This window comes from Georgenia wangjunii (genome assembly GCF_036421975.1).
In the GTDB taxonomy this organism is placed as follows: domain Bacteria; phylum Actinomycetota; class Actinomycetes; order Actinomycetales; family Actinomycetaceae; genus Georgenia_A; species Georgenia_A wangjunii.
Genome location: NZ_JAZGON010000009.1, coordinates 67601 through 81855, shown reverse-complemented (window position 1 = coordinate 81855; position 14255 = coordinate 67601). Strand labels below are relative to the sequence as shown.

Annotated in this window: 10 protein-coding genes; 5 read left to right on the top strand and 5 right to left on the bottom strand. The window is 77.2% G+C overall.

Features of this window, described 5'->3' with window-relative positions; all coding sequences use genetic code 11:
- The first annotated feature begins 129 nt into the window (after positions 1-129).
- Together V2J63_RS13020 and V2J63_RS13015 are read left to right on the top strand one after the other, a co-directional pair.
- Entirely contained in the window at positions 130-1872 is a 1743-nt protein-coding gene (locus V2J63_RS13020; protein WP_331231477.1) for a molybdopterin-dependent oxidoreductase, read from the top strand.
- A 100-nt stretch (positions 1873-1972) separates the two neighbouring features.
- Positions 1973-2239, top strand: a complete 267-nt coding sequence (locus V2J63_RS13015) for a mycoredoxin (RefSeq protein WP_331231476.1) — start codon at positions 1973-1975, stop codon at positions 2237-2239.
- 85 nt (positions 2240-2324) lie between these two features.
- Here the strand turns inward: V2J63_RS13015 and nudC are convergent, their stop codons facing one another.
- Positions 2325-3281, bottom strand: a complete 957-nt coding sequence (gene nudC, locus V2J63_RS13010; RefSeq protein ID WP_331231475.1) for an NAD(+) diphosphatase — start codon at positions 3279-3281, stop codon at positions 2325-2327.
- A 173-nt stretch (positions 3282-3454) separates the two neighbouring features.
- Between nudC and V2J63_RS13005 the strand changes: the two genes are divergently transcribed.
- Entirely contained in the window at positions 3455-4798 is a 1344-nt protein-coding gene (locus V2J63_RS13005; RefSeq protein ID WP_331231474.1) for a macrolide 2'-phosphotransferase, read from the top strand.
- Here V2J63_RS13005 and V2J63_RS13000 read toward each other — a convergent pair.
- Positions 4789-5301: a MarR family winged helix-turn-helix transcriptional regulator gene (locus V2J63_RS13000; RefSeq protein ID WP_331231473.1), complete on the bottom strand. Its 513-nt coding sequence runs from the start codon at positions 5299-5301 to the stop codon at positions 4789-4791. The genes V2J63_RS13005 and V2J63_RS13000 overlap by 10 nt on opposite strands.
- Positions 5302-5458: 157 nt before the next feature.
- On the opposite strand from V2J63_RS13000, the gene V2J63_RS12995 reads away from it, so the two are divergent.
- Positions 5459-6304: an EamA family transporter gene (locus tag V2J63_RS12995; protein ID WP_491062056.1), complete on the top strand. Its 846-nt coding sequence runs from the start codon at positions 5459-5461 to the stop codon at positions 6302-6304.
- Between the two features lie 88 nt (positions 6305-6392).
- Here the strand turns inward: V2J63_RS12995 and V2J63_RS12990 are convergent, their stop codons facing one another.
- The gene (locus tag V2J63_RS12990) at positions 6393-9716 is read right to left on the bottom strand and encodes an ATP-dependent helicase (RefSeq protein WP_331231471.1); all 3324 of its coding nucleotides are present in this window, start codon (positions 9714-9716) and stop codon (positions 6393-6395) included.
- Positions 9713-12979: an ATP-dependent helicase gene (locus V2J63_RS12985; protein ID WP_331231470.1), complete on the bottom strand. Its 3267-nt coding sequence runs from the start codon at positions 12977-12979 to the stop codon at positions 9713-9715. The genes V2J63_RS12990 and V2J63_RS12985 overlap by 4 nt, the downstream gene beginning before the upstream one ends.
- A gap of 136 nt (positions 12980-13115) precedes the next feature.
- Here V2J63_RS12985 and V2J63_RS12980 point away from each other — a divergent pair, with 136 nt between their 5' ends.
- Complete coding sequence (locus tag V2J63_RS12980) at positions 13116-13346, top strand: DUF3107 domain-containing protein (RefSeq protein ID WP_331231469.1); 231 nt, start codon at positions 13116-13118, stop codon at positions 13344-13346.
- A gap of 82 nt (positions 13347-13428) precedes the next feature.
- On the opposite strand, the gene V2J63_RS12975 is transcribed toward V2J63_RS12980, so the two are convergent.
- On the bottom strand, positions 13429-14103 hold the full coding sequence (locus V2J63_RS12975) for a ferritin-like fold-containing protein (protein WP_331231468.1): 675 nt from the start codon (positions 14101-14103) through the stop codon (positions 13429-13431).
- Positions 14104-14255 lie beyond the last annotated feature (152 nt).

Below are 14255 nucleotides of genomic sequence, written 5' to 3'. Positions count from 1 at the left end.
CGAGCGGCCCGGCGCGGAGCCGACGAGGCGCCCGGCGCGGAGCCGACGAACGGCCCGGCGGCGCGTGCCGGCCCGGCGGCGCGTGCCGGCCCGGTGGGCGCACGGCGCCCCGGCGACGTACCGTGCCTCATGCCTCCACCGCTGCGGCCCGTGGCGCCCCAGGCCGTCCCCGGCGCCGTCGCCGCGCTCTCGGGACTGCTGGCCACCGCCGTCGCGCTGGGCGTGGCCGAGCTCGCGGCCGGGCTCCTGGCGCGCGGCCGGTCCCTCGTCGTCGCGGTCGGCGACGTCGTCATCGACCTCGTGCCCGGGTGGCTCGAGCGCGCGGCCATCGCCGTGCTCGGGACGGCGGACAAACCCGCCCTCATCGGCGGGACGCTCGTGCTCTGCGGCGTGGTCGGCGCCGCCCTCGGCGTGCTCGCGCGGCGGTCCTTCGCCGCCGCGGCCGCCGGGCTCGTCCTCCTCGCTGCGCTCGGCGTCGCCGCGTCGCTGACGGACGCGCGCACGGCGGCGCCGGCCGCTGTCGCCGTCGGGCTGCTCGGGGCCGCGGCCGGCGTGGGGGCGCTGCGGCTGCTCCTGCGGGCCGCCGCCGTCCCGGGGTCGAGCCCGGCCGCCGCGGCGCCCGGCCCGACCGCCGCGCACGGCCCGACCGCCGCGCACGGCGCGAGCGCCGCGGCGCCGGCGGAGACCGCCGCCCGGGCGAGGGCGGAGCACCAGCCGGGCGCGACGGTCGCGGAGCACGCGTCGGCGGGCACGGCGCACCGGCCCGCCGTCGCGACCTCCGGGCCCCCGCCCGCCGCGGCGGGCCTCGGCCGCCGGGCCTTCCTCAGCGTCGCGGCGGCGGCCGTCGGCGTCGCCGCGCTCGGCGCCGCCGGGGGCCGGTGGTTGGCGAGCTCGGCAGGGGTGGAGGCGGTGCGCGCCGCGCTGCGCATCCCCGCGCCGGCACGCCCCGCCCCGCCCGTGCCTCCCGGCGCGGACCTGGCGATCCCCCGGCTGACGCCCCTCTTCGTGCCCAACGAGGAGTTCTACCGCATCGACACCGCGCTCATCGTGCCGCAGGTCGACCCCACGACGTGGTCGCTGGAGGTCAGCGGGATGGTCGAGCGGCCGTTCAGCCTCACGTATGAGGAGCTGCTCGCGCTCCCCCACGTCGAGGCCGACATCACCCTCGCGTGCGTCTCGAACCCCGTCGGCGGGGACCTCGTCGGCAACGCCCGCTGGCAGGGCGTGCCGCTGCACGTCCTGCTCGACCGCGCCGGTGTGGACCCGGCCGCCACCCAGCTCGTCGGCCGCTCGGTCGACGGGTTCACCGCCGGTTTCCCCACGACCCACGCGTTCGACGTGCGCGAGGCCATGGTGGCGGTGGCGATGAACGGCGAGCCGCTGCCGGCCGTCAACGGCTTCCCCGCCCGGCTCGTCGTGCCCGGGCTGTACGGGTACGTCTCGGCGACCAAGTGGCTGTCGGCCATCGAGCTGACGACGTTCGAGGAGACGGTCGGGTACTGGGTGCCGCGCGGGTGGTCGCGTTCCGGGCCCGTCAAGACCCAGTCACGGATCGACGTCCCCGCCCCCTCGGCGAGGATCTCCGCCGGTGCCCAGCCCGTGGCCGGGGTGGCGTGGGCCCCCACGCTCGGCATCGAGGGGGTCGAGGTCCAGGTCGACGACGGCCCCTGGGCGGCGGCCCGCCTCGCCGACGCCCTCGGCGTGGACACGTGGCGGCAGTGGGTCTACGACTGGGACGCGACGCCCGGTGACCACCGCCTCACGGTGCGCGCGACGGACGGCACGGGCGTCACCCAGACGGTCGAGCGGACGCCCGTGGCTCCGGACGGGGCGTCCGGGTGGCACACCATCGAGGTCCGCGTCGAGGGGTAGCGTCCGCCCGGACGGAATGACGGCGGTGGCACCCGGCGTTGCACCGGTGACGGCCGCGCGACCGCACGACGGCGCGACGGGAACCTGCGAGAGGACGACGATGAGCACGAGCACGAGCGCCCCGGCTGCCGGGACGATCACGATGTACTCCACGACGTGGTGCGGCTACTGCCGGCGGCTGAAGAAGCAGCTCGACGGCGAGGGGATCGCCTACACCGAGGTGAACATCGAGGAGGACCCGACGGCGGCCGACTTCGTCGAGCAGGTCAACGGCGGCAACCAGACGGTCCCGACCGTCCTCTTCCCCGACGGCTCCGCCGCCACGAACCCCTCGCTCGCCGACGTCAAGGCGCGCCTGAGCGCCTGAGACGACGGGCGCCCGCGCGCCCAGCACGTCCCGCTGCGGCCGGCCGGTCCCCGGCCGGCCGCAGCTGCGTCCGGCGGCAGGCCGCTCAGCGCGGGAGCGCGGCCCCGTACCAGTCCTCGATGAGGGCGCGGGCGATCGACGTGCCGCTCGGCAGCCGGATCGTGCCCGCCGCCACCTGCTCGCCGAGCTCGGCGCGCGTGAAGAACCGGCCCTCGGCGATCTCGACGCCGTCGACGCGGACGTCCGCACCCGCGCCGGGCCGCACGGACGCGCGGAACCCGGTCATGAGCGAGCACGGGAACGGCCACGGCTGGCTCCCCTCGTAGCGCACCTCGCCGACGTCGATCCCGGTCTCCTCGAAGACCTCCCGGCGCACGGCCGCCTCGAGCGACTCGCCTGGCTCGACGTACCCCGCGAGCGTGGAGAACCGCCGCTCGGGCCAGTGGGTGGCCCGCGCGAGCAGGATCCGGTCGGCGTCGTCGACGACGGCCATGATGACGGCGGTGTCCGTGCGCGGGTAGTGGTCCGAGCGGTCGACGACGCAGCGGCGCACCCAGCCGGCGTGGGTGACCGTCGTCGCCTCCCCGCACCGCGGGCAGCGGGGGTTGCGGGCATGCCAGGCCGCGAGCGCCACCGCCGTCGTGGCGAGGCCGGCGTCCCGGTCGCTCAGCGTCGTCCCGACGTCGCGCAGGTGGACGAACGAGAGCGTGGAGATGAGCGCGACGAGCGGGGCGTCGCCCTCGACCGGCACCCCGTCGAGGTCACGCTCAGCGCCGAGCGCCTCCGGCAGGACGAGCGCGAGGTAGCCGGCACCGGCCTCCTTCCCGAGGTAGAGCAGCTCCCCGGCCTCCCACGGCCCCGGGGGAAGGTCGGCGGCGGGCACGAGCTCGAGCCCCGCGGCGCCGGCCGCGACGAGGCCGCGGTGGACGAGGAGCACCCGCGTGGACGCCTCGGCGAGGAGCTCGTCGAGCAGGTCGGGCCTCCCTCGGGAGATGGCGTCGACGTCGACGGCGGACCGGGCGAGGGGCAGGTCGGCGAGCATCCGACCACGGTACGGGCGCCCCGCCGCCCGCGCGCGGGGCCGGCAGCGCACGCGCGCGGGGCCGGCAGCGCACGCGCCCGGGCCGGGCGGAAGCTCGCGTGCGGGCCGGGCAGAAAGGGGGCGCGCCGCGTGCGCACCAAGCCTGCCGGGCATCCTCCGCCTACCGTGGGGGCGTGCCAACCAGAACGCCGCTGGCGCTCGCGGCCCTCGCTACCGTCGCCATCCCCGGCCTCGACGTCGTCGCGACCCGCTCGCCCCAACGCACCACCGCCGACTTCCAGGTGACCGGGGTCCTCGACTCCGGTGGTCGGCACTGGGTGGTGCGCAGCCCCCTCCACGCCGCCGCGGGCGCGTCCCTCGAGGCGGAGGTCGCGTTCCTCGAGAACCTCGCGCCCGTCGTCAAGGACGGCACGCTCCCGTTCGCGGTGCCGCGACCGGAGGGTTTTGCACCCCTGCCCGAGGGCGGCCGCGCCATGGTCTACCGGCAGCTGCCCGGCCGCCCGCTCGACCTCGAGCGGCTGGCACCCGGACCCGGGCTGGCGGCCGAGCTCGGGCGGGCCATCGCGAGCCTCCACGAGCTCCCGTCCCGCCTCGTCGAGGACGCCGGCCTCCCCGTCTACGACGCGGACGCGTACCGCCGGAGGTGCCTGGCGGAGGTCGACGAGGCCGCTCGCACCGGGCACGTCCCGCCCGCGCTGCTCCACCGCTGGGAGCACGCGCTCGAGGACGTGGCGCTGTGGCGCTTCCGCGCCACCCCCGTCCACGGCGACCTCGCCGAGGAGCACATCCTCATCGCCGACGGCGGGGTGAGCGCCATCCTCAGCTTCTCCGAGACCCACGTCGGTGACCCCGCCGTCGACCTCGCGTGGCTCCTCGCCACCGCTCCCCCGGAGTGCCTCGACTCCATCCAGGAGGCCTACGCCCTCACCCGCACCGAGCAGGGCGACACCAACCTCGTCGAGCGCGCGGTGCTCGTCAGCGAGCTCGCGCTCGCCCGCTGGCTCCTCCACGGCGTGCGCACCGACGACGAGCCGGTGATCCGCGACGCCGTGGGCATGCTCGCGACGCTCGCCGAGGAGGTGGCCGACGAGCCGCCCATCGGCTTCCGCGAGCCGATCGTCGTCGCCGGACGGACCGAGGCGTGGGCGTCGGAGGAGGACGCGGCGGTGGAGCCCTCTCCCGGCGAGCCGGAGGGCGAGGCGGCGCACCGCCCCGCCGACGACGACGCGGCGGTGCCGGCACTGGCCGACGACGACGCGACGCGCGGCGCAGTCGACGGCCGTGCCACCGACGACGACGCCCCGGTCGAGGCGACCGCGGCCGGAGCCGACGACGACGCGGTGATCGGCAGCCGCACGGAGCCGGACGCGGCCCCCGAGGCACGCACCGGCTCCACCGCCCACGGGCAGCCGGTGGAAGCCGACCGCGCCGGGGACGACGACGACGACGCCACCCTGACGCAGGAGATCCCGCCGGTGCCGGCCGAGGACGAGGATCGGCCGACGGCTCAGGCCTGAGTCCCTCGGCTGACGTCGCCGCCGCCCGCGAGGAGCTTCTCGAGCAGCCCGGCGAGGCGGTCCTGCTCCGCCTGGGTCAGCGGTGCGAGGACGCGCCGCTCGTTCTCGAGGTGGCCCTCGACGACCGTGTCGACGAGGGCGCGGCCCCGCTCCGTCAGTGCGACGAGGACGTTGCGCCGGTTCGCCGGGTCCGTCCGGCGCGCGAGCAGCCCCTTGCTCTCGAGCCGGGAGAGGCGGTTGGTCATCGCGGCGGAGCTGACCATCGTGCTCTCGGCGAGCGCGCCCGGAGTGAGCGTGAACGGGCTGCCCGAGCGCCGCAACGCGGCGAGGACGTCGAACTCGCCCGCCTGGATGCCGTGCTCGGCGAAGTACGCCCGGGTCACGCGCCCGATGAGCTCGTCCGCCCGGGAGATCCGGCCGACGACGCCCATCGGCGCCGGGTCGAGGTCGGGCCGTTGCCGGCGCCACTGCCCGAGGTAGTCACTCACCCGGTCGTGGACCATGCGCCTGCACCCTTCGACGTCGAACTGTTTGACTTCAACCTAACACCCGCCTAGCGTGTCTCGAGATCAAACCTTTCGATCTCGAAACGTGAGGCGAGTCGTGACAGCGACGGGCAGGACGTGGGCGCTCGTCGGCGCGACCGCCGCCGCTCCCGCCATGTGGGGGACGACGTACGTCGTGACCACCGAGCTCCTCCCTGCTGGGCACCCGCTGTGGTCCGGCCTGCTCCGGGCGCTACCCGCCGGGCTCCTCGCCCTGGCCCTCGGCCGCTCGCTGCCGCGGGGGGCGTGGTGGTGGAAGGCGCTCGTGCTGGGCACGCTCAACATCGGGGCGTTCTTCCCGCTCCTCTTCCTCGCGGCCTCCCTCCTGCCCGGCGGGGTCGCGGCCGTCTTCGGCGCGGCGAACCCTCTCATCGTGGCCGTCCTCGCGCTCCCGCTCCTCCGCGAGCGGCCGACGGCGTGGCGGCTGGCGTGGGGTGTCCTCGGCGTCGTCGGGGTGGCGCTCATGGTGCTGGCGCCGGGCGCCGCGCTCAGCCCGCTCGGGGCGCTGGCCGCGTTGACGAGCTCGGTGTCCATGGCGCTGGGCACCGTGCTGAGCAAGCGGTGGGGAACGCCGACCGACCCGGTCTCCTACGCGGGCTGGCTCCTCACGGCCGGCGGCCTGCTCATCCTCCCGCTCGCCCTGCTCGTCGAGGGTGGTCCACCTCCGCTCGACGGCCGCGCCGTCGGCGGGTACCTCTGGCTCGCGCTGGGAGGGACCCTCCTCGGCTACGTCCTGTGGTTCCGCGGGGTGGGTCGCCTCCCCGCCGGCTCGGTGGCGTTCATCCCGCTCATCTCCCCGCTCGTCGCGACGGTCCTCGGGTGGGCCGTCCTCGACGAGGCGCTCTCCCCCGTCCAGGCGGCCGGGTTCGCCCTCGCCCTCCTCGCCGTCGCGTGCTCCCAGCGCCAGCCGACGCGCCCGGCGGTACTCACCGGCCCGGTGCTCGCCCGGACCCCCGCCTAGCGGCCGCTGCCCCGCGGGAGCCGCGAGGAACGAGCGGCGGATGGAAGAAGACCCGGCGCTCCACCGCGACCGCGCCCAGCCCGCACCCTCATCCCCCGGCGCTCGCGATGGCGGCACCCACCCGCTCCTCGAGCGTGCGCTCGTCGAGGTCTCCCGCACGCACGGTCAGGTCGTGCCCGACGTAGTAGAACGCGGCCCCGACCTCGGAGAGCGGCCGGCCGGAGTGACGCGCCCAGGCGAGACGGTAGAGGGCGAGCTGCACCTCGCGCTCGGCGAGCGCCTTGGCGTCCCGGGGCGGCGCACCGGTCTTCCAGTCGACGACGACGAGCCCCTCGGCGTCGTCGAACACGGCGTCGATCCTGCACCGCACGACCGTCCCCGCGACGGGTGTCTCGACGTCGACCTCCACCGCGACCGGCACGCGCTGCGCCCACGCCGAGGCGGCGAAGGTGCGCTGCAGCTGCGCGAGGTCGACGCCCGGGTCCTCGCCGCCGTCCGCCCGGTCGTCGGCGCCGGGCAGCTCCTCGACGTCGAGGAGGCTCGCGGCGCCGAAGAACTGCTCCACCCACGCGTGGAAGCGCGTCCCGAGGGAGGCCTGCGAGCTGGGCGCGGCGGGGACCGGCCGTCGCCGCTCGAGGGCGAACGCGCGCGGGTCACGGAGCAGGCCGACCATCGCCGAGGCGGACAGGTGCGCCCCGAGCGGGACGTCGAGCCCGGTGGTCCGCGCCTGTGCCCGCTCGGCGAGGAGGAGCTCGGCGTCGCGCAGCCAGCGGCGCGCCCGCGGGTCGACCGCCCGCTCGAGCGCCGGGACCGACGTGCCTGCCCGCGCCCGGACCGCCGCGGCGGCCGACTCGAGCCACGGGCGCCGCGCACCGAGCGGGTCGTGCGGCCACTGCGCCTCGACGGTGAGGTCGAGGCTCGGGTTCGTCGTCCCCTCGACCGGGGGCTGCGCCCACTCCTGCAGGTCCGTCACGAGGCCGGCGGCGCGCGGTGCCGTGAGGAACCGGGACGGAGGCAGCGGGGACTTGCCCGTACGGAACCACGAGCCCGTGAGCAGCAGGGTGTGCTTGGCGCGGGTGAGCGCGACGTAGGCGAGGCGACGCTCCTCGGCGACCGCGTGCGCGCCGCCGGCGACCTTGAAGGCCGCGCACGCCTCCTCCATGTCCTTGTGCGTGACGGCCGCCTCGATGTCGAGGGCCGGCAGGCTCATGACGTCCCCGCGCAGCGGGTAGGGCAGCGCGCGGCGGCTCGTGAGCCAGCCTGACGCCGACACCTCCCCGGAGTCCTTGGGCGTCCCGTCGTAGGAGGGGAACTGGCTCTCGACGAGGCCGGCGACGGCGACGACGTCCCACTCCAGGCCCTTGGAGGCGTGGATGGTGAGCACCTGCACGGCGCCGGGCTCCGGCTCGGCGTCGGCCCGCTCGAGGCCGCGCTCGCGCTGCTCGGCGGCGTCGAGCCACGCGAGGAAGGCCCCGAGGGTGGGGACCTCGGCGTCGGAGGCGAAGCCCGCCGCCACCTCGACGATCGCGTCGAGGTTGGCCCGCGCCCGCGCCGGGACCACGCCCGCCCGCGCCCCGACCTCGATGTCGAGCCCGAGGAGCACGATCGTCTGGGCGAGGACCTCGGGGAGCGGGAGGTACGTGAGGGAGCGGACCTCCCGCAGCAGGTCCCGGACCCGGGTCACGCGCCGGGCCCCCTCGGCGCTGAACGTGTGCCCGCGCGGCCCCGTCCATCCCGCGGGGGGCGGCGTCTCCACCGCCTCGACGAGGCTCGCCTCCGCGCGCGCGTCGAGGTCCGTGCCCTCGCGGGCGACGAGGACGCGCGCGAAGTCGGCGAGCGCGTGGAGGTCGGTGATCCCGAGCTGGTGCCCGGTGAGGACGCGCATGAGCGAGTCACCGCGCGACGCGTCGTGGGCGGCCTCGAGCGTGGCCCGCAGGTCCGTCACCTCGGGCGTGCCGAGCAGCCCGCCGAGGCCGAGGACCTCGACGGGGATGCCGCGCGCCCGCAGCTCGGCGACCACCGGGGCGAACTGGGCACGCGTGCGGCACAGGACCGCGGCGGTCAGCGCACCGCCCGCCACCCACCGGTCGGCGAAGAAGTCGGCCACGCACGCGGCCTCCTCCTCCAGCGTCGTCGTCAAGGCGCTGAGGACCTCCCCCTGCCCGGCGCCCGGACGTGCCACGAGCTCGGGGACGTGGACGACGGGCGCACCGGGGGGTCCTGCGTCGTCCCCCCCGGGCGCGGCGTCACCGGTCCGGCCGCCGGCGTCGGCGGCGTCCGCCCCTGGCACCGCGCGCAGCGGTGCGGAGACGACGTTGGCGGCGGCGAGGATCCGGGCGTCGTTGCGCCACGACGTCGTCAGGTACGCGGTGGGGGTGCCCTGCCCGTCGGTCCCGGCGCTGGGGAAGAGCCGCGGGAAGTCGGCGAGCGCCGCCGCGGAGGCGCCGCGCCAGCCGTAGATGGCCTGGTTGGGGTCCCCGACGGCGGTGACCGGGTGCCCGTCGGCGAAGAGGTGCCCGAGCAGGCGCAGCTGGGCCACCGAGGTGTCCTGGTACTCGTCGAGGAGGACGACCGGGAACTGCTCCCGCAGCACCGCGCCCACCTCGGGCACGCTCTCGGCGATCCGTGCGGCGAGGAGGACCTGGTCCCCGAAGTCCACGAGGCCACGCTCACGTCTGGCGCGGGCGAAGGCGTCGACGACGTCGAGCAGCTCGGCGCGCTCCCGGAGCGAGGCGATGACGGCCCGGACCCCGGCGTACGGCGTGCTCCGCGCCCCCGCCGGCGCCTTGGCGGCCATCGACTCCGCGAGGTCCTCGAGCAGGACCCGGGCCTCGGCGGTCGTCAGGAGGTGCTCGTTGAGCGAGCCGGAGAGCGCGAGGACGGCCTCGGTGACGGCGGCCGGCGAGGCGTCGACGGGCAGGTCGTCACGCCAGCCCTGGACGATGTCCGTGACGAGCTGCCACGAGGCGGCGTCGGTGATGAGCCGTGCGTCCGGGTCGAGGCCGAGCCGGAGCGCGTGCTCGCGCGTGAGGTTGGCGGCGAAGGAGTTGTACGTCGAGATGCTCGGCCGGTCGACGTCCACCCCCTCGACGGCGCCGGCCGGGCGCGGCAGCGTGACGCCGGGGGCGGCGCGCAGCTGGCGCAGGCGCCTGCGCACGCGGTCCGCGAGCTCACCGGCCGCCTTGCGCGTGAAGGTGAGGCCGAGGACCTGGTCGGCGGCGACGATGCCGTTCGCGACGAGGTAGACGACGCGGGCGGACATCGTCTCGGTCTTGCCCGACCCGGCACCCGCGACGACGAGGAGCGGCGCGAGCGGCGCCTCGATGACCGCGCGCTGCTCGTCCGTGGGCTCGGGCTGCCCGAGCGCCCGGGCGATGTCGAGCGCGCTCATCTGCGTGGCGACGGCACTCATCCGCTCACCCTCCGTCCCTCCGGCTGCACGGGGCAGCTCCTGCGGACCGGGCACGTCGAGCACCCGGGGTTGGTCTGCGCGACGAAGGTCGCCCCCGCCATCGCCTCCGCCACGCGCGTGACGAGCTCGTGCGCCCACGCCGGGTCCTCGGCGGCGGCCAGCGCGTCCTGCCCGCGCACCTTCGGACCGGTCTTGCCCGCACCGAGGTAGACGAGGCGTGCCCCCGCGCTGCGCACCCCCTCACCGAGCGCCCCGGAGTCCATGGCCAGCTGGTAGCTGGCGAGCTGGGCGTTTCGCTGGCCGTCCTCCGCCGTCACCGCGTTGCGCGACGTCTTGAGGTCGACGACGCGGACGGCGTCCCCGTCCGGGCCGGCGAGGTGCTCCACCCGGTCGACGCGACCCGTGAGGCGCGCGCGGCCGATGTCCGCGGCGAACGGCACCTCGACGTCCACCTCGCCCGGCACGCCGACGACGTACTGCGCGAGGCGGTCGACCATCGCCTCGGCCTCGGCGCGGGAGCGGCGCCCCACCCAGCCGTCGCCGACCCCGAGCTCGTGCCAGCGGGCGTCGAGCGCGGCGCGCAGCTCCTCGACGGTGCCGCGGGGGTGCTCCGCCGCGATCTCGTGGACGAGGTTGCCGAGCGACTGGACGAGGGAGTCCTCCCCGCGCCCCCCGGCGGACTCGAGCGCCCACCGCAGGGCGCACGCGTCGGCGGAGCCCACGCTCGAGGGGCTCACCGGCACCGGCTCGTCCGGCGCCCGCAGCGCCGTCGTCGTGCTCGGCCCCGCGAGGCCGGCCCAGTCCACCGGGTCAGCCCCGGGCACGCCGGCGTCCGCGAGCGCGGCGAGGAGGCCGGCGGCCGTCTCGCGCCGCTCGGCGCGCGCGCGGTCGCGCGTCCCCGCGGTGAGGGCCTCCGGCGTCTCCTCCGGGGCGTCGAGCTCGGCCCGGAGCTCGGCCACGAGCCCGCGCAGGTCGAGCGCGGGGGGCACGTCCTGGAGGGAGGCCGGCGACCCCTCGTCAGCGCTCGCCCCGCTGAGGAGGTCGAGGAACGTCGAGGGCCGGTGGTCGAGGTCGAGCACCGCCGTGGCGACGAGGCGGCGCGTGGGGCGTGTGACGGCCACGGCGAGCATCCGCAGCTCGTCGTCGAGCACCTCCCGGCGGGCGACCGTCCGGTCGCCGGACCCCAGCACCTCGGCGCTCGTGCGGTGGGAGGCGGCGTCGACGAGGGCGCGCGAGCCGAGGAGCGAGTCGCGCAGCCGCACGTCCGGCCACACGTCCTCCTGGAGCCCGGCGATGGCGACGACGTCCCACTCCTCGCCGCTCGCCGCGGCGGGCGTGAGGACCCGCACCGCCTCGACGTGGAGGCCCTGGGCGGCGAGCGTGTCGGCCGGGAGGTCCTGGGCGAGCACCCACGCGAGGAAGGCGGCAGGACCCGCGCCCGCCTCGCGCTCGTCGAACCGCTCCGCCGTGCGGAACAGCGCCATGAGGGCGTCGAGGTCACCGTCCGCCCGGTCCGCGCCGGGCCCACCCGCGAGCGCCCGCTGGCGCCACGTGCCGGCGAGCCCGCTCGCGTCCCACAGCGCCCACAGCACCTCGCGCGCGCCGGCCCCGCGCGAGACGGCGCTCGCCCGGCCGGCGGCGAGGACCCGGCTCACCCGGGCCGGGCCCTGCCGGTGCTGGGCGGGCAGGGCCCGCGCGAGCGCCGGGTCCCCGAGGACCTCGACGAGCGCGTCCTCCTCCGAGCCGGGAGCCGCGCCGACCGCCGACCGGCCCGCGCGCAGGCTCCGGCGCAGCCCGCGGACGGAGACGGCGTCCATCCCGCCCAGCGGCGAGGACAGCAGCTCGACCGCCGCCTGCGCGGTCAGCTCTCCCGTGACGACGACGCGCAGCGCCGTCAGCAGCGGCCGGACGGCGGGCTCGACCCGCAGGGGTCCCTGGCCCGCGTCCTGGGCCACCCGCACGCCGTTCGTGCGCAGCGCGCGGCGCAGTGCGCCCACCTGCGCCGCGGAACGGACGATGACCGCCATCCGCGCCCACGGGGTGCCGTGGTGGAGGTGCTCCTCGCGCAGCCGGCGCGCGAGGAACGCCGCCTCCTGGGCACCGCTGCGCAGGACCGCCACCTCGAGGCCACCGGGCGCGGCGGTCCCGGCGTGCGGGTGGGCTGCCTCGACCGGGGCGGGGCGCGCCGTGGCCGACCGGTGGCTCGCCACGCCGAGCGTGCGGATGCGCGTGGTCACGCGCTGGGCGACCGCGCGCAGCCGCTCGTCGCCGCGCCACACGGTGGTGAGCTCGGTGCGGCGGGCCGCGAAGCCACCGATCGGCTCGTCGGTCTGCGCGGCGCCGACGAGGGAGGGCGTGCCGCCGCGGAAGCCCTGCACCCCGGCGTCGGGGTCACCGAAGAGCACGAGCTCGGCGCCGTCGTCGGCCAGGGCGCGCAGGAGCCGCGCGGTGGCGAGCGTCGAGTCCTGGTGGTCGTCGACGACGACGCAGTCCCACCGCGGGCGGGCGTGGCCGGGCACGTCCCGCTCCCAGTGGCGCAGCGCACTCGTCGCCTCGTCGACGATGCGGGCGACGTCGAACCGTGCACCCCGGTCCGGCGTGAGGTCGCCGAGCGCCGTCACCGCCTCGTACTCGGCGAGGACGCCCGCCGCGCCCACCCACTCGAGCCGTCCGAGGCGGCGCCCGGCGGCGGCGAGCTCGGCCGGGCTCATCCCCAGCTCGGCCGCCCGCATGAGCAGGTCGCGCAGCTCGGCCCGGAAGGCCGGCTGCGCGAGGGTCTCCGGCCGCACCGATCCCGGCCAGTGCACGCGGGCGCCCAGCCCCTCGCGGTGGCCGGCGAGGAGCTCGGCGAGGATCGCGTCCTGCTCCGGCCCGGTGATGAGCGTGGGCGGGGGCTCGCGCAGGAGGGCGGCGCGGGTACGCAGCACCGAGTAGGCGAAGGACGCCGGCGTGCGGACCATGACGTCGGAGGTCGTGCGCGCGAGGCGGGCGCTGACGAGGTCACGCACCCGGGCGGCGCCCTGGCGCGTGGGGACGAGGAACGCCGTCCGGGCGGACCGGGCGCCCGGACGGTCGACCCGGGCGAGGAACGTCTCCACCGCCGTCGTCGACTTGCCCGTCCCCGGGGCGCCGACGACGAGGAGGTGCCCCGCGCCGGGGGGCGTCGCGACGACCGACGCCTGCGCCGGGTCGAGCCGCACCGGCTGCGGGGGTGCCTCGGGGAGCCGCAGCCGGAGCCGGGCAGAGGCGGTGACGTCGAGCATGGACCGATCGAATCACGGACCACCGACATCCCGGCCCTCGGCGAGCCGGAGCGCCGACGACACCTACGATGGTCGGGACAAGCAGGCGAGACGTGCGGCGCGTGACGCGCCGCCACAGGCGAGGAGAACAACCCCCGTGGAGATCACCATTGGCGTCCGGAACGTCGCGCGCGAGCTCACCCTCGAGTCCTCCGCCACCGCGCAGGAGGTCGTCGACGCCGTGGACAAGGCCCTGACCGGCGGCACGAGCCTCGTCCTCACGGACGAGCGCGGGCGTCGCGTCGTCGTGCCCTCGAGCGCGCTCGGGTACGTCGAGATCGGCATGGAGGAGCCCCGTCGCGTGGGCTTCGGCGTCAGCGGCGCCTGAGCCCCGACCGCCGCGACGCCGCAGCCCTCCGGGCCGGCGTCGCGGCCGCGACCGGCTGGGCGCCCACGCCCCCGGGACCGGCTCAGGCCGTGAGGCCGAGGCGCCCCATGCGGCGCGCGTGCCCGCCGGTCATCGCGCTCACGAGCGCGGTGACCGCGGCCTCCGCCCCGTCGGCGTCGCCCGCGGGCAAGGGGCACGCGCGGACGACGTTCTGCGCGAGGCTGAGCGCCTCGCCGGCGACGCGGCGGCCCCACAGCGCGAGGCGGGCCGCGAGCTGCGGCTCGGCCTCGACGACGGGCGCGAGCGTGCGCACGACGTAGTCCGCGTGACCGTTCTCCACGAGCGCGTCGCGGGCGAGGGCGCGCACGGGCCCGTCCAGCCCCGCACTCATGGCGCGCTGCAGGTCGATGACCATCCCGCCCGCGACGTAGGTCCGCATGAGCCGTTCCCACCAGTCGCGCGGCGTGGTGCGCGCGTCGAGGTCGCCGAGGAGCGCGAGGAACGGGCCCGCCGCCGCCGCGGGGTCGCCCGCGCGGTCCTCGATGGCTCGCTCGAGCTCGTCCAGGTGGGCGAGCGACTCGCCGGCCATCCGCGTGAGGGTGAGCCGGCCGGCGACGTCGGGGGCGCTGACGGCGTCGTCGGCGAGCCGGGCGAAGGACGCCAGGGCGCCCGCGGTGACGAGGCCGAGCAGGGCCAGGGCGCGCTGGCCGTCCTCCGGCGCGACGGTGGGTCCGGAGGGGTCGGTGGCGTCAGGCATGCGGACCAGCGTAGTTCGGGTCACTGCCCGTCGACGCCCGATCCGAGGGGATCGGCGGTACGCTGGTGAGGCACACGGTTGCCCGGTCGTCTCGTACAAGCCTGCGCACGACGCCGCCCACGCGGCACGACATGATCACGATCGGCTACCAC